Genomic DNA, 21,539 nt, shown 5'->3' with positions numbered 1-21,539 from the left:
ACCCGAAGGAAGCGTGAACGATGAGAGTTGTCGATCGTCCGTCAGTGCCACTGACCGACAAAACCGCCCCGATCCAGAGCGTCAACGCGGTCAGCCAGCGGCAGGCGGCGAGCTTCGAAGCGGTCCTGCGCAAGCGCGAGGTGCGTGCCCGCCAGGCCCTGCGCGGGCAGACCAGCGAAGCGGACGCGGCGTCGAGCGTCAGCCCCGAGCTGTTCGGCAACGGTCGCTCGCTGGAAATTCTCGAGCGGGTGCTCGAACAGATTCTCCCGGCCCTGGATTTCGAACCGCAGGTGCGGGAGATGGCCGAGGACTTTATCCGCGAGGAAATCGAAACCCGCCAGCAACTCGAACAACAGCGCGCCGAGGTGCAGGTGTCATGAGCCGCGAAGACGAAGACCTGGCCGCGCTGCTCAAGAGCATGGGCGAGTTGTACCGACGCAACGGCCAGACCCAGCGTGCCCTGGTGATGCTGCTGATCGCGGTGCAGGTCACACCGGGTGACAGCGAATTGCTGCGCAATCTGGCCATGGCCTTCACCGACAGCGGCGATGGCGTGCGGGCCCTGGCGGCGCTGGACCGTCTGCGCGACCTCGAAGGCGAGTCCCGCGGCGAATTGCTGCTGCGCAGCCGGGCGCTCTGGGTGGTCGGCAACGAAGACGATGCGCGCCTGTGTTTCAAACGTTACCTGGCGGCGCGGAGGGCCGAACAATGAACTTCAGCCAGCAACTCAACAACCTGGCCCGGCGCGCTTCCCAGCGCAGCGACGTGATCATTGTCGCGTTCATGCTGATGGCAATTGTGATGATGATCATCCCGCTGCCCACTTACATGGTGGACATGCTGATCGCGCTGAACATCGCCCTGAGCATCCTGATCCTGATCGTCGCGTTCTACATTTCCCATTCGGTGGAATTTTCCGCGTTGCCGCCGCTGATCCTGCTCAGCACGCTGTTCCGCCTGTCGCTGTCGATCACCACCACGCGCCTGATCCTGCTGGACGGCAACGCCGGGCATATCGTCAAGGCTTTCGGCGACTTCGTGATCGCCGGGCAGGTGGTGGTCGGCCTGGTGGTGTTCCTGATCATCACCGTGGCGCAGTTTGTCGTCATCACCAAGGGTGCCGAACGGGTGGCCGAGGTGGCGGCGCGTTTTACCCTGGACGCGATGCCCGGCAAGCAGATGAGCATCGACAACGACCTGCGCAACGGCGATATCGACCAGGCCGAGGCACGCCGCCGGCGCTCGCGCCTGGAGCGGGAAAGCCAGATGTTCGGCGCGATGGACGGCGCGATGAAATTCGTCAAGGGCGATGCCATTGCCGGCCTGGTGATTCTCCTGGTCAACCTGCTGGGCGGGATGCTCATCGGCATGCTCGAACGCGGCATGAGCTTCGCCAGCGCCGTGCACACCTATTCCTTGCTGACCGTGGGCGACGGCCTGATCGCGCAGATCCCGGCGCTGTTGATCTCCGTAGCCGCCGGCACCGTGGTGACCCGGGTCAACAGCGATGGCGTGCAGGGCGACCTCGGCACCGAGATTCTCCGGCAACTGGGCGCCAGCCAGCGGGCGCTGATCCTGACCGCGTTGATCCTGGCCGGGGTCAGCCTGTTGCCGGGCTTCCCCTCGGCGATCTTTATCGGCCTGGCGCTGATCATCGGCGGCGTGGTGCTCGGCCTGCATCGCCGTGAACGCGCGGGAGCTGCCCAGCCGGTCGAGGAACCGGTCGAAACCATCAGCGAGGAACACGTCGAAACGTCACTGGAGCCCGTGCCTGAAGCGGTGCCCGACAGCCGCGTCCTGCTGGTGCTGGGATCGGCCCTGGCCGAAGTCTCGTCGCTGCATTCGTTGCGCCAGAAGATCGAAGCCCTGTGCCATGAGATTCGCGCCGACCTGGGCGTGGAGATCCCGCTCCCCGGGGTGTATGTCGACAGAGCCTTGGGCGCCGAGCACTTCCGCATCGAATTCGAAGGCGTCCCGGTCAGCGAGGGCGCGATTCCCGCCGGGCGCTTGCTGCTACAGGACGATTCGGTCCACCTGAACCTCCTGGAAATTCCCGGCCTGGAAGCCGATTCGCCGCTGTCCCAGCGTCCGGCGCAGTGGGTCGAAGCGAGCCACGAAGAGAGCCTGCGCAGCTCCGGCAGCGCTTTCCTGTTTCCCGACGAAATCCTGCGCGCGGTACTCGAACGCAGCCTGCGGCGTTATGCCGGGGATTTCCTCGGCATCCAGGAAACCCGCCAACTGCTCGGGCGCCTGGAGTCCGGCTACGGCGAACTGGTCAAGGAGGCCTTGCGCGTGGTGCCGTTGCAGCGCATGGCCGAAACCCTGCGCCACGTGGTCGCCGAAGGTGTCTCGATCCGCAACCAGCGGGCGCTGATGGAAGCCATGGTGGAGTGGGGCGCCCGTGAAAACGACGCCGCCCGGCTGGGCGAGCACATGCGCGCGGCCCTGGCCCGGCAGATCTGTCACCAGTACGCCGACCGCAACCGGGTCATCAGTGCCTTTGTCCTCTCGCCGCAGCTGGAAGAACAGCTGCGCGCCGCCCTGCGACGGCCGGAGCCGGCGCGGGAACTGGTGCCGGAAGAGGTCAATCGTGCGCTGATCAGCCAGCTGCGCCAGGCCTGCGACAAGCTCCCTGCCAACAACCGCACGGTGTTGCTGGTCCACGCCGACCTGCGCCGGGGCATGCGCCGCCTGGTTCAACGGGCGGAAGTCGAACTGCCGGTGCTGTCGTTCCGCGAACTGACCACCGAATACAACCTGCAGGCCCTGGTCACCCTGGGCCTGCCCGATGCCGCTTATCGCCGGACCACCGCCGGCGCCTCGGTCACTTCTTTGGCGAACGCTTCATGAGACGATTCCCCCAGCTCTGGTTTCTCCTTCTGATCCTGCTTGCCCCCGGCCTGCAAGCGGCACAGGACATCGCCACCGGCAGCCGTGGCAACCTCGACCTGGCGGCCGGGGAAGGACGCATCCTGCATTTCAGCGCGCCGGTGGATTCGGTGATGGTCGCCGACCCGGCGGTGGCCGACGTACAGGTGGTGTCGCCCGGGCAGATCTACGTGTTCGGCAAGGCCGTCGGCCAGACCAGCCTGATCACCCTGGACGGCGCCGGCAAGGAACTGGCGTCGCTGAACCTGGCGATCAGCGCCGGCAGCCAGGCCGTCGCGCAACCCTTGCGCGAGCTGCACCCCGCCAGTAGCGCGCGGATCAGCGGCAGCGGCAACCGGATGCTGGCCCAGGGCAGTGTCGGCAGCGTTGCCGAGGCCGCCGACCTGAACGCCTTGCTCGATCCCCACGGACAGAGCTTCCAGAGCAGCGTCAACGGCGCCACTTATCCGGGCTCGGCCCAGGTCAATATACGCGTGCGTTTCGCCGAGGTCTCGCGCTCCGAACTGCTGAGCTACGGGGTCAACTGGAATGCGCTGTTCAACAACGGCACCTTTTCCTTCGGCCTGATTACCGGCGGTTCGCTGGCGGCCAATGCGGTAGCCGGTTCGAGCAATGTGATCAGCGCCGGCCTGAACTCCGGCAACGTGAACATCGACGCGATGCTCGAAGCCCTGCAAAGCAACGGCATCCTGGAAATCCTCGCCGAACCGAATATCACCGCCATGACCGGCCAGACCGCCAGCTTCCTCGCCGGTGGCGAAGTACCGGTGCCGGTGCCGGTCAGCCGCGACCTGGTGGGGATCGAATACAAATCGTTCGGTGTGTCGCTGCAGTTCAACCCGACGCTGCTGCCCAACGGCCGGATCGCCCTGCAGGTGCGTCCCGAGGTCAGCAGCCTGATGGACAGCAACCCGGTCACCATTTCCGGGATCCAGGTGCCGTCCTTCCGGGTTCGCCGTGCCGATACCCGGGTCGAGGTCGGCAGCGGCCAGACCTTCGCCATCGCCGGCCTGTTCCAGCGCGAGACCAGCCAGAACGTCGACAAGCTGCCAATGCTTGGCGAACTGCCAGTGCTGGGCAACCTGTTCCGTTCCAAGCGTTTCCAGCGCAACGAAACCGAACTGGTGATCCTGATCACCCCGTATCTGGTGGAACCGGTGCGCGGCCGCACCCTGGCGACGCCCCTGGACGGCATGCCGGGCAGTACCACCACGGCCTCCGCCGGACCGCGCAGCGGTGGCGCGTTCGGCTTCTACATGAACTGATCCGGGAGCCGAGACCATGAAAGGCCTGTCGTTGATTTCCGCCCTGACATCACTGGTGCTGCTGAGCGCCTGCAAGACCCATCTCGAACCGGTGGCCTATTCCCCGGATTACCTCAGTGCCCGCGATGCCAGCGGGCGCGCCGGGCTGATCCCGGTGGAGTGCCAGAAACCGCCACTGACCAATCGCGAAGTGGTGGGCGACGAGCCGGACCTGAGCTCGACCTTGCCCCTGGGCTGCGCCAATAACCTGAACCTGTTGCAGATGGTCGAGCAGCGCCAGGATCTGGTCCGGGGCCGCGACACCGGTCCGACCATGGCCGCGCCGGTAGGCCGGGCGGCACGGATCTATATCGACGGACAGGACCGGCAGAAGCAGGAACGCCGCGAAGCGGCGCAGGAAGCCCAGACCAGCACGGGGGCCGCTCGATGAGCAAGAGCGTAACCCAGGGGGACGGATCAGTGACTGTCCACCAACCCCAGTTCCCGCGCCTGGGCGGCTGGATCGGCGATGGCCTTGATGCGTCGGGCTTCGACCAGCAGCCGTTGCTGCTCGGCCGGCGCGATATCGTCCAGCGCCAGCGTGCTCAACTGCGCCTCATGCCCAGCCAGTACCAGGATCAGCAGTTCGTTGCGCTGGTGCCGGGGCTGCGCCCGGGGCGACTGGCTGACCTGACGAATACTGCCCAGGGCCTGATCGGCCTCGCCACCCAGGGCATAGGCCAGGGCCAGGTTGCACTGGGTATCCAGATCGGTGGGGGCCAGGCCCAGGCTCTTGCTGAAAGCCGCCTGGGCGTCGCCGGTCTGGCCGCGCAGTACCTGGGCGATACCCAGCCGGTTGTAGGCCTGCGGCGTGTTCAGCGCGCTCGCCGCCTGAGTCAGGGAAACCGCTGCACGGTCGAGCTTGCCTTCGCGCAGTTGCGCAGTCCCCAGGCCCAGCAGCGCCGTGGGGTCGTCACGCTTGAGCTCCAGGCCCTGCTGGAACGCGCGTTCGGCACCCCGGGCGTCGCCGCTGTCGAGGCGCGCCTGACCGAGCTTCTGCCAGGCCTCGATACCGGCCCCCGGTTGCGCCGCGGCCTTTTCATACAGCGCCGCCGCCGTGCCCGGATCGCCGCGCCCGTTGACGTCATTGGCCAGGCGCATGAACCGCTGGTAGCTGTCGCCGCCGCTGCCGCTCGCTCCGTCGGGGGCGCCGGCACAGGACACCAGCAACAGACTGCTCAACAGCAACAGGGCGGACGGGAAGGGCTTGGGCAAGACTGGAACTCCTCAGGCAAGGGGGAACACATGACAGCTTGGACAGCGAGTGTGACACCCGAAAGTCATTTTATCGACCCTGAAATGCGGCCCGGCTGCTTTATGTCCAGGCTGCCGGAAAATGTCTTCGGGAGTCCGTGCCATGACTGATTCGCTGCGGTTCCTGATGACCGTGCTGGTGCTGCTGGGCAGCTTGTCCTGCGGGCTTGCCCGGGCGGCGGACGAGCCGGTCTGGTACGCCCGGCCCTATGCCTATGTCTTGATCGAGCAGGACGTACGCGGCGCGCTGGAAGAGTTCGGGCACAACCTCGACCTTGTGGTGGTGATGTCCGACAAGGTCCGCGGCAAGGCCCGCAACCATGTGCGGGCCAGGACCGCCGGCGAGTTTCTCGACCTGGTCACCGACGCCAACGGCCTGACCTGGTTCTTCGACGGCAACGTGCTCTCTATCAGCACCGACGAAGAAACCGCCACCCGCCTGTTCAAGACCCGTGGCGTGGGCCGCGAGCAACTGCAGGCCTACCTGGACGATCTCGATGTGTTCGGCGAACACCTGTCGACGCACGCCGGGCCGGTGGACGACGAACTGTTCGTCTCCGGCCCCCCGGCCTATCTCGCCCTGATCCAGCAACACCTTGACCTGCAGCGTCCCGCCGCCGTGCCCGTGGTGGCCCGGGAGCGAGGCGTGCGGGTCTTTCGTGGCAACACGGTCAGCACCGAGTGACCCTGCAATCCCTGAACCCCCAGGCAATCCCACTTGAAGGAGATACATCATGGCAGTCAATCCAATCGAAGGCGGCGGCACCCCTCCAGTCGATGCCAAGAGCAAGTTCGACGCGGCGGTCGACAAGGCCGCCGACAGCAGCAGCGACGACCAGAAGATCACCGATTTCATGGTCCAGGGCGCCATCCAGATCGGCGGGCAATTCATCATCATGCCGCGCCTCAACGAGCTGCTCAACGACGCCATGGCGGACGACGACGGCGACGAATGATCCAGGCTCCGGCTTCCAACCCACCTGAGGTGACACCATGACAGTGAGTCTAGCGGCGACAACAGCGACAGCGGCGGCGCCGCCTGCCGGAGGGCAGGGTGGCCTCGAGGCTTCGCAGAACCTGTTCGAGCATATGGCCAACAGCGCCAGGAGCGGCATGCCCGAAGGGGCGAGCCCGCACCAGATCGGTAGCAACCTGATGGAGCGCCTGAACGGTTTCATCGACCGCTCGCGGACCTTTGCCGAACGGGCCGATGCCCTGGGCAACGGTCCGCCGGCGAGCAACCCGCCGGTGGCCGGGCCCGGTGCCGCCAGTCCCAACGCCGCCAGCGGCAGTACGGCCAGCGGCGGCGAACCGCCGAAAAAGGTCACCGACCAGCACCTGGATCAGGTCGTGCACTCCCTCAGCCGGATGTTCGACTACTCCATCGAAACCCAAATGGTGGTTCGTGGCGCCACGCAGATCTCCGGCGCCGCCAATACCCTGTTGCGAGGGCAATAAACCGATGTCCAGAGCCCAGCGCATGTCGCGCTTCGTCATCGTCCTGGTCACCGCCTGCCTGCTCCAGGCCTGTGACATGGACCTCTACAGCAACCTCGGCGAGCGCGAGGCCAACGCGATGGTCGCGGTGCTGCTGCGCGACGGCGTCCCGGCCAGCCGCAAGGTCCAGGATGACGGCCGCCTCACCGTGGTGGTGGCCAAGGATCGCTTCGCCCAGGCCATGGCGCTGCTCGATGCCGCCGGCCTGCCGCAGCAGAACTTCTCCAACATGGGCGAGGTGTTCAAGGGCAACGGCCTGGTGTCGTCGCCGGTCCAGGAGCGGGCGCAGATGGTCTATGCCCTGAGCGAGGAACTGTCGCACTCGGTGTCGCAGATCGACGGCATTCTTTCGGCCCGGGTGCATGTGGTGCTGCCGGACAACGACCTGCTCAAACGGGTGATTTCACCTTCATCGGCCTCGGTGCTGGTGCGTTACGACCCCGGCGTGGCTATCGATCCGCTGATTCCGCAGATCAAGACCCTGGTGGCGAACGGCATTTCCGGGCTGAGCTATGACGGTGTCTCGGTAACCGCGATCAAGGCTGCCGCCGTGCCCGGCAAGGGCCAGGGACAGCCGCCACTGGCGCGTTTCATGGGCCTGTGGATCGTCGCCGACAACCTTGCCTGGGCCTGGCTGCTGTTCGGCGGATTGCTGCTGGCGATTGCCGGGCTGGCCGCCGTGCTGTTGTGGCGTCTGCGTCAGCAACGCGGCGCGGTCGCCTTGTACCCGCTGAAGGAAAACCCATGAATTCGTCTTCGGATCTGCTCGAACGCTGGCAGCGATTGACGGCGCGCCCGCTGACCTTCATCGGCCCTGACAGCCTGGCCGAGTGTTTCTCAGGTGCGGTTCCGGCCGGGCAACTGGAGGCCCTGCGCAACCTCTCGCGTTTCGAGGGCCGGCTGCTGCGCCTGCTGCGCGAGCGTTTCGAATTGTCGCCCTGGGCCGAAGTGCCGGAGCCCGACCCTGCGGACCTGCCGGTATTGCTCCTGAGTCCCCTGGCGTTTTCCCGCCTGAGCAGGCTCTGCGGGGCGATCTGGCATGGCGCGACCCTGCGCCGGGAAATTCGCGGCGAAGTGCTCGGCGAATTGCACCAGCGCCTCGGCGCCGAAGTGTTCGCCCAGGCCCTGAGCCTGCCGGCCCTGGCCGGTGCCGCCGACCTGCTGCGCGACCCCGCCGAGCTGGTGGCAGCCATCGAGCGTGACGGCCAGACCTGCGTCGCCGCCTGGCTGCACCTGCAACCCGAATCGCTCAAGGGCTGGTTGAGCCTGCGCCTGGACAGCCCGCGGTTCGACCAGGCACGCCTGAGCCGGGATATCGAAATCGTGCGCGGCGCGGCCGCACTGCTGTCCGCCGAAGAAGACCCCGACAAGGAGAGCCGCGATGAGTGAACTGCCGAGCCGCCCGGGCGGGCGCATCCTGCGAGCCAGCGAAGCCGATGCCTGGCGCGATGGCTTCGCCTTTCTCGAAGCCGCCCGCGAGGAAGCCCTGGCGATCCGCAACGACAGCCAGCAGTGGCTGGCCGAAGCCCGGGCCGAAGGCTTCGCCAGCGCCGAGCGGGAAGGGGCGCAACAGGCGGCGCTTCTGCTTCAGGACACCGCCCGACAGGTCGATGCCTACCTCAACGGATTGGAAAGCGCATTGGCCGACCTGGCGTTGAACATTGCCCGTGAAGTGATGGACGAAATGGACGCTGGCGAACGCATCCTGCGCTGTACCCGCAAGGCCATGGGCGCCTTTCGCCAGGACCAGGCGCTGACCCTGTACGTGCCGCGCGTCCATCTCGACGGAGTGCGCCAGGCCCTGGCGGCCGACCCGCTGCCGACGCCGGGCGTGACCGTGGAGGCCGATGAGCAACTGGCGGCCCATCAGGCGCGGCTGAGCAGTCCGGTCGGCTCGGTGGAACTGGACCTTGACGCGCAACTGGCCGGCTTGCGCCGGGGCCTGTTGCCCCAGGCCGAAGAGGTCCGCTCATGAGCAGCCCGGGCGTGGCCCTCGACAACCTGTTGCCGCGTCTGCAATCGCGCCTGCCCGCTGCCCGTCCACGACCGGTCAAGGGCACCATCCGCAGTATTCGCGGGGTGCTGCTGCGGGCCAGTGTCGCCGGGGTGCGCATCGGTGAACTGTGTCGACTGCGCGATCCCGGCAGCGGCCGCAGCCTGGCGGCGGAAGTCATCGGTTTCGATGATGACGAAGCGATCCTGTCGCCGATCGGCTCGATGGAAGGCCTGTCGACCCATACCGAAATCACCGCCACCGGCGAATCCCTCGGCGTGGTGGTCGGCGATGGCCAACTGGGCCGGGTCATCAGTCCCATGGGCGACTTCCTCGATGCCGAGGGCGAGTTGCCCGGCGGCCTGTTCGAGACCTACCCGTTGCACGCCGAGCCGCCTGCGCCGTTTACCCGGCAACTGATCGTGCGGCCGATGTTCCTTGGCGTGCGCTCGATCGATGGTTTGCTGACCCTGGCCCAGGGCCAGCGCATCGGCATTTTCGGCGAGCCGGGAGTGGGCAAGTCCTCGCTGCTGGCCAGCATCATTCGCAACAGCGAGGCCGATGTGATCGTGATCGGCCTGATCGGCGAACGCGGTCGCGAGGTCCGCGAGTTGCTCGACGTGCAACTCGATGCCAAGGCCCGGGCGCGGACCGTGGCGGTGGTGGCGACGTCCGACCGGCCGGCGGCCGAACGGGTCCGCGCGGCGTTCGTCGCCACGGCCCTGGCCGAGTATCACCGTGACCAGGGGCGCAATGTCCTGTTGCTGATGGACAGCCTGACCCGTTTTGCCCGGGCCCAGCGCGAAATCGGCCTGGCGGTGGGCGAACCGCCGACCCGCCGGGGCTATCCGCCATCGTTCTTTTCCACCTTGCCGCGCCTGCTCGAGCGCGCCGGACCGGCGCCGCGCGGCAGCATCACGGCGCTGTACACGGTGCTCACCGAAGGCGATGCGGCCACCGACCCGGTGGCCGAAGAGGCCCGCTCGATCCTCGACGGCCACATTGTCCTGAGTGCCGAGCTGGCGCAACGCAACTACTTCCCGGCGGTGGATGTACTGCGCAGCCGCAGCCGCCTGATGGAGCAGGTGGCGAGTGAAGAACACCGTCGCCTGGCGATGCGGGTCCGCGAACTGATGGCCCGTCATGCCGAAATCGAAATGTTGATCCGCATCGGCGAATACGCCAGCGGCAGCGACCCCCTGGCGGATGAAGCGATTGCCCGGCACGCGGACATCGAGGACTTCCTGCGTCAGGGCCCCCACGAACCCAGCAGTCAGGCCGAAACCCTTCATCGCCTGCACCAGGTACTGTCATGAAAACCAAAACCTTGCAGAGTCTGCAGAGCCTTCGGGTCCTGCGTGAACAACGCGCCGCCACCGCCCTGGTGGCCCAGCAGCAACGGGTCCGGGAAACCGGCAGCGAACGCGACCAGGCCAGGGAACGCTTGCGCGAGCACCGCGAATCCATCGCCCGCGAAGCCGAAGCGATCTATGCCTCGCTCGAAGGTGGCCTGTCGGTGGCCAGCTGGCAGGCCGCCCAGGCCCGGCTGCAGGATCTGGCCGAGGGCCAGGATGTGCTGGAAGAGCAGGTCGGCGAGGTGTCGCAGAAGCTGCAGGTCGAAGAACTGCAGCGCGATGCCTGCCAGCGCGAGCGCCTGATGCGCCAGCGTCAGTCCGAGGCCTGGCAGAGCCTGGTGGAACGTCGCGAACGGGTCGAGCGCGGTACCCGCGAAACCCGTGAAGAGTCGGATCTGGCGCGGCCTGCCGTGGGCTCCGGTTCATGACTTGCAAGGAGCCCGGACCCTGGCCCGAGGCCCGTCCGGTCAAACCCCTGGTCGACAGCCTGGAAGCGGTCGACCCGGTGCTGGTCAAGCTCAACAATCGCCTGCATCAGCGGCGTCGGCCCTGGGTTGGTGAGCTGGCCGGCCAGGCGCTGGCGGTGGAGTGGGCCAGCCCCGGCGGCGCCCTGCAGGGCAGCAGGGAAGTGCTGTTGACCCTGGGGCAGGAGCCGCTGCGCCTGCTGGTGCCGGCCCAGCCCCTCGACAGCCTGCTCGGCGATCTGCTGGGCCAGGCCCCGACCAGCAGCCTCGACCCGCTGGCCCTGACCCTGTTGACGGAAATGGCCCTGCTGGAGCTGATCGAGCCGCTCGAGGCACGGCTGCGCAAGACGCTTCAGGTCGCCGTGCGCTCGCGTTTGCCGCAGCACCCGAATTTTGTCGTGAGCCTGACGGTTAGCATTCGCCTGGGCGATGCCCCGGCTTTTCCGGTGGTCCTGGAAATGACCCCGATTTCCGCGCACTGGGTCGCCTCGCTGCTGGAGGAACACCTGCCGAAGCAGGCCGACCCGCTGCCCCAACTGCGCCTGGACGGCCGTATCGAAGCCGGCCATGCGCCCTTGAGCCTGAGTGATCTGCGCAGCCTGCGTCCGGGCGACGTGGTGATGCTCGACTACCTCCCGGCCGACCAGTTGCGCCTGACCCTGGCCGAACGCCTGCAAGCCCGTGGCCGCAGTGACGGCAGCCATTTCTGTTTGATCGAAGCGCCGCAACCGGTGCCCCCTGACATGGAGAATGCAATGAGTGATGTCGACAGCAATGCCAGCCTGGACAGTCAACTGGACGACCTGCCCCTGAAACTGGTGTGCCAGGCCGGCAGCGTCGAGGTGTCGCTGGCGCAGTTGCGCGAACTGGGTGCCGGCAGCCTGCTGTTGCTGACCCCGCAATTGCAGGACGGCGTCGAACTGCTGGTCAACGGCCGCAAGCTGGGCCAGGGGCAACTGGTGCGCATCGGCGACGGCCTGGGCGTGCGGGTCCTGAGTTTTGCCACGCCATGACCGGCTACCAGCCCAATCTGATCGAGATCATCCTGGTCGTCGCTACCATCGGGCTGATCCCGCTGGCGGTGGTGACCCTGACCGGCTTCATGAAGATCTCGGTGGTACTGTTCCTGATCCGCAACGCCCTCGGTGTGCAGCAGACGCCGCCGAACCTGGTGCTGTACGGCATCGCCCTGATTCTCTCGGTGTACGTCACCACGCCGCTGATCGGCGACATGTACCGCCAGGTCGAAGGGCACAGCATCAACCTGGAGCACGTCGAGGACGTCAAGGCCCTCGGCGATGCCCTGCGGCCGCCGCTACAGGCGCACCTGGCGCGGTTCGCCAATGTCCAGGAACGCGGTTTCTTCGTCCAGGCCACCGAGACCATATGGTCGCCGGAGGCCCGTGAGCAATTGCGCGACGACGACCTGGTGGTGCTGATTCCGGCCTTTGTCAGCTCCGAGCTGACCCGCGCCTTCGAGATCGGCTTCCTGTTGTATATCCCGTTCCTGGTGGTGGACCTGCTGGTGGCCAATGTGCTGATGGCCATGGGCATGTCGATGGTTTCGCCAACGCTGATCTCGATTCCGCTGAAAATCTTCCTGTTCGTCGCATTGAGCGGTTGGTCACGCCTGATGCACGGCCTGATCCTCAGTTACGGGAGCTGACCCATGGGCCAGGACGTATTTCTCGGCCTGATGAAACAGGCATTGATGACCGTGTTGCTGCTGTCGGCACCGGCACTCGGGGTGGCGATCATCATCGGCCTGAGTGTCGGGCTGTTCCAGGCACTGACCCAGATCCAGGACCAGACCTTGCCCCAGGTGGTCAAGCTGGTGGCGGTGTTGCTGGTGATCGTGTTTGTCGGGCCGTTGCTGGCCGGGCAGGTGATGGAGCTGGGCAACCAGGTGTTGGACAACTTCCCGCTCTGGACCCGGTGAGCGGCATGGAAGCCAACCTTGCCAGTGCCTTTGTCGAAGTCGCTTACCCGGTGATCACCTCGGCGGCCCTGGCGGTATGCCGGGCCACCGGACTGGTGCTGATCACCCCGGCGTTCAACCGCCTGGGCCTGACGGGCATGATCCGTGGCTGTGTCGCCGTGGCGATCTCGATCCCGATGTTCCTGCCGGCGTTCGAGGCCCTGACCTCCATGGGCGAACATGGCAGCCTGTTCCTGGTGGGCCTGATGCTCAAGGAATTGCTGATCGGCCTGACCATCGGCCTGCTGTTCGGTATCCCGTTCTGGGCCGCCGAGGTCGCCGGCGAGCTGATCGACCTGCAGCGCGGCTCGACCATGGCCCAGTTGGTGGACCCGCTCTCGGTGGGCGAGGCCAGCGTGATGGCGACCTTGCTGACGGTGATGATGATCACCCTGTTCTTCATGTCCGGCGGCTTTATTCTGATGGTCGACGGTTACTACCACAGCTATCAGTTGTGGCCGGTGACCGCCTTCACGCCGCTGTTCGCCAGTCAGGCGCTGCTGGCGGTGCTGTCGATCCTCGACCAGGTGATGCGGATCGGCGTGATGATGATCTCGCCGCTGGTGATTTCCCTGCTGGTGGCCGACATGATGCTGGCGTTCCTTTCGCGGATGGCGCCGAACCTGCATATCTTCGACCTGGCGTTGTCGGTGAAGAACCTGGTGTTCTCGGTGCTGATGGTCATCTACATCAGCTTCCTGATTCCGCTGATGCTCGATCAGCTGGCGGAGTTCCGGGGGGCTTTCGAGGTACTCAAGACCTTGAGCGGAGTGACGCCATGAGCGAGACCAGCGAGGAGAAGTCGCAACCGGCCTCGGACAAGAAACTCCAGGACGCGCGCAAGAAAGGCCAGGTCGCCAAGAGTCAGGACCTGGTCTCGGCGATGGTGATTCTCTGCGCCTCGCTGTATATCTCGGCGACCATTGCCCGGGTCCAGGGCCAGGTCACCGCGTTGATCGACCTGACCACCCAGGTCTACATCGAACCGTTCAATACCGTCTGGCCGCGCCTGCTCGATACCGCGCAACAGCTGTGGCTGTCGGTGACCCTGCCGCTGGTGGCGGTGACGGTGGGGGCGGTGGTGCTGACCAACGTGGTGACCATGCGCGGCTTCATCTTCTCGGTCGAGCCGTTGAAGCCGGATTTCAAGCGCATCAACCCGGCGGAGGGTTTCAAGCGGGTGTTCGCGGTGCGCAACCTGGTGGAGTTCCTCAAGGCGCTGGTCAAGGTCGGCCTGCTGGGGCTGGCGTTCTACGTGGTCGGGCGGCATGCCTTGCAGGCGCTGATGGATTCCTCGCGCTGTGGCGCCGGCTGTATCGAGGCCACGTTCTACCTGATGCTCAAGCCGCTGGTGTTCACCGTGGTCGCCACCTACCTGGTGATGGGCGCGGTAGACGTGATGATGCAGCGCTGGTTGTTCGGTCGCGACATGAAGATGACCAAGAGCGAAAGCAAGCGCGAGCGCAAGGATGTCGACGGCGACCCGCTGATCAAGGGCGAGCGGCGGCGCCAGCGCCAGGAAATGCAGGCCATGGCCGGCAAGCTGGGGCTGGGGCAGGCGTCATTGATGATCGGCACCGGCGATGGCTGGCTGGTGGGCGTGCGTTATGTCCGCGGCGAGACGCCGGTACCGGTGGTGGTGGCACGGGCCGCGCCGGAGGAGGCGGCACAGATGCTGGAGGAGGCGAGCCTGTTGAATATTCCCCAGGCCGTGGATGTGGAGTTGGCTGCAGCGATTGCCCGGCGCTCGGTGGTCGGCGAGCCGATTCCGGAGAACACCTTCCAGGCCGTGGCGCTGTTGCTGGTGAATGCACGTCTGATCTGAGAGGTCGGCGGGGGAGCTGATGCCGCCTTCGCTGGCAAGCCAGCTCCCACAGAGGCCGTGTCGAACAGGATTTTTGCGTACGACACACACCTTGTGGGAGCTGGCTTGCCAGCGAAGAGGCCATCAGCCTCACTGCAAATCACTACTACACATCACCGACCTGAATCAGCTCCCCAGCGGCTTGTCGACATCGTGATAGGTGCCATAGCCGTCGGTGGTCCGCCAGATCACCTTGTGATCGTCATCGATCCACTCCGAGTCGCGGGTCGAGTACTTGAAGTCCTCCGAGCGCCGGTTGTTGCCATCGCCGATATAGTCCGGGTGATAGGGCTTGTCCTTGATCGTCGAGTGATGGGCCCATTCTTCTCCACGGAAATCGAACACGCTCTGGTTGGTCGGCGCATCGCGCTGGCCCCAGTCCGACAGGTAAGTCTGCAACCAGACATAGGCATCGTCGCCGCCAGGCTTGAGCAGGCCGTCATCCTTGAAGTCCTTGATCTGGTCCCAGTTCTGCATCGACAGCTTGTGCAGCTTGTGTTCCTTGATCGAACCGAGGATCACCCCCACCAGCGACAGCGCGCCGCTGAACAGGAAACCGGCCGGCCCGAGCCCGCCGATCACCCGCCCGACCGTGCCGAACAGACCGGTCACCCCGGCAATCGAACCCACCAGGCCACTGACACCGCCGGCCACGCCGAGGGCGCCCTGGGCGATCTTGATATCGTCCTTCTCGCGCACGCCGTCGCGAATGGTCAGGGCCCCGCTGGTAATGCCGAGCACGCTGCCGACCACGTCCGCCGTGGCCCCGATGATCTTGATCGCGCTGCCGGCGATACGCTGCCAGCGTGCCGGCTCCTTGATATTGATGCCGCGCTTCTCCACGCCGCTGATAATGCCGTCCCTGACCTTGTCGATATTGTCGTCGCTGAACAGCCCAGCCCCCTTGTTCAGCGCCTTGCCGGCATTCTTGGCGTCGCCATCGAGCATCGAATTGTCGATGGTGTCGAAGATCTTCGACTGGATGTCCTCGCGCTTGAGGTGATCCTTGAGCTTCTCGGCCGCCGCGGCCTTCTGTTCCGGGGTCAGGGCACTGGTGGTGCCGTCGATGCCCGGAACATCGCTGGTCTTGGGTTTCCAGATATCCGGCAGGGACTTGTCCAGGCCGAGCATCTGGCTGGCTTCGGTGCCCGTGAGCTTGTCGTAGATGTTGCCGCCGAGCTTGGCGAAATGGCTGCCGGTACCGAGGAAACCGATGAAGTCACCGGCTATCGCCAGCCGCTGTTGCGGCGTGGCGCCCAGGGTATCGCCCTTGATCAGTTGGTAGACTGCGCGGGCGCCGCTGATGGTGCCGCCGATGGAGCCGAGGATGCCGGCACTGTTGAGGGTGCCCAGGTGTTCGCGAAAGGCCGACTTCTTCGTCGCGTCCATCGGCGAGTTGTCGACCACCTTGCTGATGTCCTCGGTGGTGATCTTGCCGTTCTTCTGCCAGATGTCCCCCAGCTCGGTGGCCGCCTTGCCGAAATCACGGGCCGAGTCCTTGTCCTTGAGCAGGACTTCCTGGACGAACTTCTCGTAGGTGTTGAGGCCGTTGCGCGGGATATCCACGCCGGTGGTCTTGAGCACGCCGATGGTGGTCAGCGCGACGTCGCGGGTCGCCTGTGCCGTGGCCTCGTCGGAAATCAGGCTGGGGTCCTTCATCAGCTTGTCGATTTCCAGGGTATAACTGTCGACCTGCAGGTCCTTGAGGAACTGATCGGCCCTGGCCGGATCGATGTCCGCCAGGCCCTGGTAGGCCGAACGGATTTCCTCGCCGGCCAGTTCCGTCTTGCCGTCCTTCTGCAGGTCGGCGATGTAGTTGATGAAGTTCTCCGACGAGGTGCTGTCGATCAGCTTCTGGCGGGTTTCGTCGACCTTGGCCTGGCCACCGTCGACCTTGCCCAGGGCCGCGTCGTGATGGGACTTGAGGTCGGCCTGGATGCCCTGGTCGGTGAGCAGGGTGGCGATCTGTTCGTCGATGGCCTTGACGTCGAAAATATTCTCGCGCACGTCGCGGGAGGTGACACCGATGGCGTCCTGGGCATTGCCGAAGTTGCCGAAGCCATGTTCGGGAATGATCGACATGCCGTTGTCGGCCATGTTCTTGGCATCCAGCGCACGGATGAACTTGGCGCGAGGGTCGTCCTTGCCGATGCTGCCGTCTTTCATGCCGGCCCGGTAGTCGTCCACCAGGCTCTTCATGGTCAGGTCCTGCACCGACAGCGGGTTGCCGTCGTCGCCTTTCTCGGTGGTTGCCAGGCCGTCGACGGTGACGTCCTTGAGCGGCGGCAGGCCATGGTCGGTGCGCAACTTGTCGATATCGGTGGTCTGTGCGGCGATATCGTCGCGATAGCCCGAGATCTGGTCGAACATCTGCGGGTTGCTTTCCTGGGATACGACGATCTTCTGCTCGTCGGCGCCGGGCTTGTGGTAGGTGAAGGCGATCAGCCCGGGACCGTAATCACCGGCACCGCCGACGCTCATGATGTCCTCGGTGGACGGCAGGTAGTCGTCGGGGCCGGCGAGGGTGTAGCCGTCGCCCCTGGCCTTCTCGATACCGGCCAGGGTCTGGCCTTTCTCGCTGTACTGGGTAAAGCGGGTGGGGGTGATGTCCTTGCTGACGGTGACGACCTTGTCATCGTTGAGGGTGACCTTGAGTACGCCGTCCGCCGGACTTTCCACTGTCTTGATATCGGTGAGCTTCGCGGCGTCGCCGTCTTCACGCACCAGCCCCTGGTTCGGATCGGCCAGCGCGCCCTTGATCAGGTCGCCGGCCGGCGTGCCTTCGGTGGCGGCCAGGCCGTGCAGCAGGTTGTAGTCGGCCGGGTTCGCCGCGCCGCTCATCATGTACTTGTGCCCGGCATCCTCGAAGAAGATCACGCCGGTCTCGGGGTCCTGGGAGTCGACCTTCAAGTGGTCGCCCTTGAAGTCGCCCGGCAGGCTGCTGATTTCCTCGTAGCCCTTGGCCTTGCCTTCGGCCAGGGTGTCCTTGACCTTGCCGATGGCGGTGTAGGTCTCGAAGGCATCGGGGGTGATGCCTTCGGCCACTACCTGCACCCGGCCGTCCTTGAGGGTGACCTCCAGGACGCCCTCGGCAGCGGGCTCCACCGCTTCGATCGCGTCGAAGCCGATCCCGGCCTCGTCCTTGCGCAGTAGTTGCTTGTCGGGATCGGAGAAGCTTTCGGCGATGGCCTTGTAGGCCGGTGTGCCCTGGGCGGCGTTGACGGTGTGCAGGAAGTCGTAGAGCTGGGTGCCGTGGTCCGGGCCCTGGCCGGGGCGTTCGGTGACGGCATGGCCGAAACGCAGGTTGTCGGTGATGTCGTAGCCGCCCTGGGCCTCTGCCGCGGCGGACTGGCTGATCCTGTACTTGTTGCCCTCATGTTCGAAGTAGATCACCCCGGCCGTGGCGTCCTCGGAAACGATCTTCAGTTTGCTGAAATCCAGGGGCTCGGGCAGGGCGGTAATGTCCGTGTACTGTTTGGCCTGTTCGTCACTGAGCTTTTCCGTGGCCGGTTTGCCCGGCGCCGGCTTGTGGTCGGCGGCGAGGACTTTGAAGTGCTTCTGCGGACCTTCGTCCGGGGCCTCGCCGGCGTTGCGTGCCAGGTTCTTGACCTTGTCGACCAGGCTGTCGAAGACACTGGGGGTTCTTGAGGAGGATTCGGCGGGAACCGTCGAGGGCTTGTCGAGTTTGATCATGGCGAAGTCCGTGCTAGAGAGGTCCGAGGCAGTTGGCGTTCCAGAAGGGGGCTTCTGGTCGGGGGCGCACAGTCGGCCCACGGCAGGGCCTGGCGGTAGTCCGCGGGGTTGCTGCTCCTGGGCGCAGGCGTGCTGCTTCGGCGATGGTAGGTGCTGGAGGGGCCGGCGGGCGGGTTTCTTGGCAACTTCTCACAACGTTTCACGGCTGTGAAATACGTCTGTCAAGAAACCCTGGGCGCAGGGCGGATGAAGGGAGATCCGTGGTGGCTTGCCCGCGAAAGGGCCCTTGAGGCCAGGCCTCAGTAATTGGCCAGGCGCAGACGCGGTTCGTCGAGTTGCGCCAGGTCGAGATTGATCCGCGCGATCCAGAACCGCGCGCCCTGCCGGGTCGCCTCGGCGAGCGCCTGGTACAGCAACGAATGGGCCAGGGCGTTGGCGGTGGCGCTGTTCTGCGCCGCGCACAGGCGGGCCTTGAGCCGCAGCAGTTCCGGCAGATACCAGCGCTCGTGACGACCCTGGGTCAGTTGCAGGGTTTCCTCCAGCACTTCGAGCCCGGCGTTGCCCAGGCCGATGGCAGCCAGGCCAAGGGCGTATTCGCCCTGGAAAAAGCTGAACAACGGGCTGTCCGCCTGCAGGCGCAGCAAGCGCAGTGCTTCGCCGAGCTGGCGCACACCGCGTTCCGGGTGGTCCTGGCGAATCAGCAGGACGCTTTCGAAACAGTCGCCGAACAGCCGCCAGATATGCAGGTCGTGCTGGGTCGTGCTGTCCTGCAGCAGGCTCAGGTAGCAGGCGGCGCTGGGCAGGTTGTCGGTCAGCAGGGCAATCGGCAGGGTGCTCATGCAGAGGGTGTACCAGAGCGTCGCCGGATGATTGAGTTTCAAGGCCTTTTCGACATTGCTGTCGATGGTGAACAACGCCTCGTCGACCTGGCCCTCGAGCAGCGAGACGTTGGCCTTCAGGCAATAAGCGGCGATGCGCTGGTCGAAGTGCGCTTCGATGACGTCCGAATGCGAGGCGCAGGGCGCACTGATCGCCTCGTCGATATTCTGCCGCGCACCGGGCAGGTCGGCCATGTAGAACAACGCCGTGGCGCGCATGCGCTTGCCCAGCAACGGATAGTCGACGACCCGCTCCTGTTCCGCCAGCAGGTTGTAGCGTTCCGCCAGTTCCAGCGCCTCGCGGTACTGGTTGGCGGCGCAGCGATCGGACCACAATCCCCACAGGGCCTTGAGCTTGTGCTCGGTGTCGCCGAGGACCAGGGCGTCCTCGCGGACCCGCCGCCAGGCCTCGCGCACCGGTTCGCCGGCGCCGTAGGTGAGCATCAGCACGGTGGCCAGCGCGGTCATCAGTTGCATCCGGCGACGAATCGCCAGGTCGTCGGCCCCGGCGTTTTCTGCCAGGCCGCGCTCGACCTGGACCCGACACTCATTGAGCAGGCCCAGGCGCAACCACAGGGGCACCGCCACCAGCGTGATTTCAACGGCCAGCAGGTGCTCGGCGGCGCCGTGGGCCCAATCGAGGGCACTGCGCAACGCGTTGATTTCCGGACCGTACAGGGCAATCCAGGCGGCGGGCGAAAGGCTATCGAGCTTCTGCCCGGCCTCGGCCAGCAGTTGCCGGGTAAAGAGCGCGTGGCGCTTGTGCACCTGCCCGGCCTCGTCATGTTCGGCAAGCTTCTCCAGCGCATAGACCCGGGTGGTTTCCAGCAGGCGGTAACGCTTGACGGCTTCATCTTCGCGAGCACTGAGCAGGGATTTGTCCATCAGGCTTTCCAGCAGCGGCAGGGCGTTGTGCGCTTCCAGTCCTTGCTGGCCGATCACCGCCCGCACCGCCGCGAGGGTGAAGGCGCCGGTAAACACGGCCAGTTGCCGCAACATGCCTTGTTCGGCCGCGCTGAGAATCGAATAGGTCCAGTCCAGCGCGGCACTGAGGCTGCGGTGGCGGGGCATGGCGGTGCGGCGGCCGGTCATCAGCAGGCGGAAACTGCCGTCGAGCAGGTTCACCAGGTCCGGGATGCCAAAGGCCCGGACCCGCGCGGCGGCGATCTCGATCGCCAGCGGGCTGCTGTCGAGTTTGCGGCAGATGGCGCACACCGCCGCGACGTCGGCATCGTTGAGGACGAAGCCGGGATCGTGGGCCTGGACCCGCTCGACAAACAGCTGGATCGCCGGGTAGGCCAGGGCCTGCGCGGCATCCAGGTCGCTGTCCGGCGCCGGCAGCGGCAGCGAGTCGAGAACCTGCACCGATTCCCCGGTAGCCCGCAGGGGCTCGCGGCTGGTGGTCAGCACGCAGCAGTGGGGCGCCTGACGCAACAGCAGTTCGATCAGCCCGGCAACGGTTTCCAGGACGTGCTCGCAGTTGTCGAAGACCAGCAACAGGCGACTGCTGTTCAGGGCACTGACCACGCCCTGCAGCGGGTCCTCGGCCATCGCGTTGAGGTGCAGGGCCGAGGCCAGCATGCCGGGAATCAGGTGCGGCGCGGTCACCGGCGCCAGGTCGATGAAGCAGCTGCCCTGGGGGAACTCGTCGGCCAGGGCATTGGCTACGGCCAGGGCGACGGTGGTCTTGCCGATGCCGCCGGGGCCGGTCAGGGTCACGAAACGCCGGCTGACCACCTGGGCGCAGAGCTCGCGGATCATCTCGTCGCGACCGATGACCGGCGTCATCAACCCGGGCAGTTCGGATTTCACTTCCGATTTCGCTTCGACCACTGCGGGACTGTCGTCGACGCCGGTGTGCCGGCTGCCGCCATATTGGGTAATGGGCGCGACAAACCGATACCCGCGGCCCGGCACCGTCGAGATATAGCCGAAGTTGCCGTCATCGCCGAGGGCGCGCCGCAGGGCGACGATCTGTGCTCGCAGGTTGCATTCCTCGACGACCATCTTCGGCCAGGCGAACGCGATCAGTTCGGTCTTCTCCAGCAACTCTCCCGCTCGCTCGACCATGGCGATCAGCAAGGCCAGGGCCCGGCTGCCCAGGGTGACCGGCTCGCCATCTTTCAACAGCAGATGCTGTCGCGCCAGCAAGGTGAAGGGACCGAAACAGATCGCTCCTTGCTGTTGCACGTGGCTGAGGGGAATGACGTCCATGTTTACAGGGCTGCTGTTGCTCAACTTCATGTGGGCACCGTTTATTGAGTTTTTCGGCAATCAGGCGCTTGCCTTTGTTGGTACTTGGCATGGTGTACAGGGCGCAGGACACGCCCAAGAGTCAGCTCAGCAGGCTTCATTTATATGAATGTGTTC

Annotated in this window: 22 protein-coding genes; 19 read left to right on the top strand and 3 right to left on the bottom strand. The window is 65.6% G+C overall.

The genetic code is table 11. The features are described from left to right. Positions 1 to 20: 20 nt before the first annotated feature. Genes HX881_RS02570 through HX881_RS02550 form a run of 5 tightly spaced genes read left to right on the top strand, consistent with a single transcriptional unit; the run spans position 21 to position 4,584 of the window. Complete coding sequence (locus HX881_RS02570) at positions 21 to 380, top strand: hypothetical protein (protein WP_177082587.1); 360 nt, start codon at positions 21 to 23, stop codon at positions 378 to 380. Further along, positions 377 to 712, top strand: a complete 336-nt coding sequence (locus tag HX881_RS02565; RefSeq protein ID WP_017128417.1) for a tetratricopeptide repeat protein — start codon at positions 377 to 379, stop codon at positions 710 to 712. The genes HX881_RS02570 and HX881_RS02565 overlap by 4 nt, the downstream gene beginning before the upstream one ends. Continuing rightward, positions 709 to 2,850, top strand: a complete 2,142-nt coding sequence (gene sctV, locus HX881_RS02560; RefSeq protein ID WP_177082585.1) for a type III secretion system export apparatus subunit SctV — start codon at positions 709 to 711, stop codon at positions 2,848 to 2,850. Before HX881_RS02565 ends, sctV begins: the two co-directional genes overlap by 4 nt. Then, positions 2,847 to 4,154 carry a type II and III secretion system protein family protein gene (locus HX881_RS02555; protein WP_177082583.1) on the top strand — a complete coding sequence of 436 codons (1,308 nt, stop codon included), beginning with the start codon at positions 2,847 to 2,849 and terminating at the stop codon, positions 4,152 to 4,154. Before sctV ends, HX881_RS02555 begins: the two co-directional genes overlap by 4 nt. A gap of 16 nt (positions 4,155 to 4,170) precedes the next feature. Beyond that, positions 4,171 to 4,584, top strand: a complete 414-nt coding sequence (locus HX881_RS02550; protein WP_177082581.1) for a hypothetical protein — start codon at positions 4,171 to 4,173, stop codon at positions 4,582 to 4,584. A 26-nt stretch (positions 4,585 to 4,610) separates the two neighbouring features. Here HX881_RS02550 and HX881_RS02545 read toward each other — a convergent pair whose 3' ends face one another. Further along, complete coding sequence (locus tag HX881_RS02545) at positions 4,611 to 5,408, bottom strand: tetratricopeptide repeat protein (RefSeq protein ID WP_177082579.1); 798 nt, start codon at positions 5,406 to 5,408, stop codon at positions 4,611 to 4,613. A gap of 142 nt (positions 5,409 to 5,550) precedes the next feature. On the opposite strand from HX881_RS02545, the gene HX881_RS02540 reads away from it, so the two are divergent. From HX881_RS02540 to HX881_RS02480, 13 genes are read left to right on the top strand one after another with little or no spacing between them, the layout of a single operon-like run. Next, entirely contained in the window at positions 5,551 to 6,132 is a 582-nt protein-coding gene (locus HX881_RS02540; RefSeq protein ID WP_425503435.1) for a type III secretion protein, read from the top strand. A gap of 49 nt (positions 6,133 to 6,181) precedes the next feature. Further along, on the top strand, positions 6,182 to 6,403 hold the full coding sequence (locus tag HX881_RS02535; protein WP_017128413.1) for a hypothetical protein: 222 nt from the start codon (positions 6,182 to 6,184) through the stop codon (positions 6,401 to 6,403). A gap of 37 nt (positions 6,404 to 6,440) precedes the next feature. Next, on the top strand, positions 6,441 to 6,905 hold the full coding sequence (locus tag HX881_RS02530) for a hypothetical protein (RefSeq protein WP_177082577.1): 465 nt from the start codon (positions 6,441 to 6,443) through the stop codon (positions 6,903 to 6,905). 4 nt (positions 6,906 to 6,909) lie between these two features. After that, the gene (gene sctJ, locus HX881_RS02525) at positions 6,910 to 7,692 is read left to right on the top strand and encodes a type III secretion system inner membrane ring lipoprotein SctJ (RefSeq protein ID WP_177082575.1); all 783 of its coding nucleotides are present in this window, start codon (positions 6,910 to 6,912) and stop codon (positions 7,690 to 7,692) included. After that, complete coding sequence (locus HX881_RS02520) at positions 7,689 to 8,333, top strand: type III secretion protein (protein ID WP_177082573.1); 645 nt, start codon at positions 7,689 to 7,691, stop codon at positions 8,331 to 8,333. Before sctJ ends, HX881_RS02520 begins: the two co-directional genes overlap by 4 nt. Then, the gene (locus HX881_RS02515; RefSeq protein WP_177082571.1) at positions 8,326 to 8,919 is read left to right on the top strand and encodes a FliH/SctL family protein; all 594 of its coding nucleotides are present in this window, start codon (positions 8,326 to 8,328) and stop codon (positions 8,917 to 8,919) included. Before HX881_RS02520 ends, HX881_RS02515 begins: the two co-directional genes overlap by 8 nt. Then, positions 8,916 to 10,253, top strand: a complete 1,338-nt coding sequence (locus tag HX881_RS02510; protein WP_177082569.1) for a FliI/YscN family ATPase — start codon at positions 8,916 to 8,918, stop codon at positions 10,251 to 10,253. The genes HX881_RS02515 and HX881_RS02510 overlap by 4 nt, the downstream gene beginning before the upstream one ends. Next, positions 10,250 to 10,720 carry a type III secretion system stalk subunit SctO gene (sctO, locus tag HX881_RS02505; RefSeq protein ID WP_177082567.1) on the top strand — a complete coding sequence of 157 codons (471 nt, stop codon included), beginning with the start codon at positions 10,250 to 10,252 and terminating at the stop codon, positions 10,718 to 10,720. The genes HX881_RS02510 and sctO overlap by 4 nt, the downstream gene beginning before the upstream one ends. Further along, the gene (gene sctQ / locus HX881_RS02500; RefSeq protein ID WP_177082565.1) at positions 10,717 to 11,769 is read left to right on the top strand and encodes a type III secretion system cytoplasmic ring protein SctQ; all 1,053 of its coding nucleotides are present in this window, start codon (positions 10,717 to 10,719) and stop codon (positions 11,767 to 11,769) included. The genes sctO and sctQ overlap by 4 nt, the downstream gene beginning before the upstream one ends. Further along, positions 11,766 to 12,422 carry a type III secretion system export apparatus subunit SctR gene (gene sctR / locus HX881_RS02495; protein WP_017128407.1) on the top strand — a complete coding sequence of 219 codons (657 nt, stop codon included), beginning with the start codon at positions 11,766 to 11,768 and terminating at the stop codon, positions 12,420 to 12,422. Before sctQ ends, sctR begins: the two co-directional genes overlap by 4 nt. 3 nt (positions 12,423 to 12,425) lie before the next feature. After that, positions 12,426 to 12,695: a type III secretion system export apparatus subunit SctS gene (gene sctS / locus HX881_RS02490; protein ID WP_017128406.1), complete on the top strand. Its 270-nt coding sequence runs from the start codon at positions 12,426 to 12,428 to the stop codon at positions 12,693 to 12,695. Between the two features lie 5 nt (positions 12,696 to 12,700). Then, positions 12,701 to 13,516 carry a type III secretion system export apparatus subunit SctT gene (gene sctT, locus HX881_RS02485; protein WP_017128405.1) on the top strand — a complete coding sequence of 272 codons (816 nt, stop codon included), beginning with the start codon at positions 12,701 to 12,703 and terminating at the stop codon, positions 13,514 to 13,516. Then, positions 13,513 to 14,559: an EscU/YscU/HrcU family type III secretion system export apparatus switch protein gene (locus HX881_RS02480; protein ID WP_017128404.1), complete on the top strand. Its 1,047-nt coding sequence runs from the start codon at positions 13,513 to 13,515 to the stop codon at positions 14,557 to 14,559. The genes sctT and HX881_RS02480 overlap by 4 nt, the downstream gene beginning before the upstream one ends. A 165-nt stretch (positions 14,560 to 14,724) precedes the next feature. Here HX881_RS02480 and HX881_RS02475 read toward each other — a convergent pair whose 3' ends face one another. Together HX881_RS02475 and HX881_RS02470 are read right to left on the bottom strand one after the other, a co-directional pair. After that, on the bottom strand, positions 14,725 to 18,291 hold the full coding sequence (locus tag HX881_RS02475; RefSeq protein ID WP_177082563.1) for a hypothetical protein: 3,567 nt from the start codon (positions 18,289 to 18,291) through the stop codon (positions 14,725 to 14,727). A gap of 299 nt (positions 18,292 to 18,590) precedes the next feature. After that, positions 18,591 to 21,383, bottom strand: a complete 2,793-nt coding sequence (locus HX881_RS02470; protein WP_177082561.1) for an ATP-binding protein — start codon at positions 21,381 to 21,383, stop codon at positions 18,591 to 18,593. Between HX881_RS02470 and HX881_RS02465 the strand changes: the two genes are divergently transcribed. Next, on the top strand, positions 21,382 to 21,531 hold the full coding sequence (locus HX881_RS02465) for a hypothetical protein (protein WP_158683262.1): 150 nt from the start codon (positions 21,382 to 21,384) through the stop codon (positions 21,529 to 21,531). The genes HX881_RS02470 and HX881_RS02465 overlap by 2 nt on opposite strands. Positions 21,532 to 21,539: the final 8 nt, after the last annotated feature.

The sequence above is a fragment of the Pseudomonas gingeri genome, from assembly GCF_013386115.1.
Lineage (GTDB): Bacteria > Pseudomonadota > Gammaproteobacteria > Pseudomonadales > Pseudomonadaceae > Aquipseudomonas > Aquipseudomonas gingeri.
Note: the sequence above shows the minus strand (reverse complement) of the source record. Positions and strands in the feature narration are given on the sequence as shown.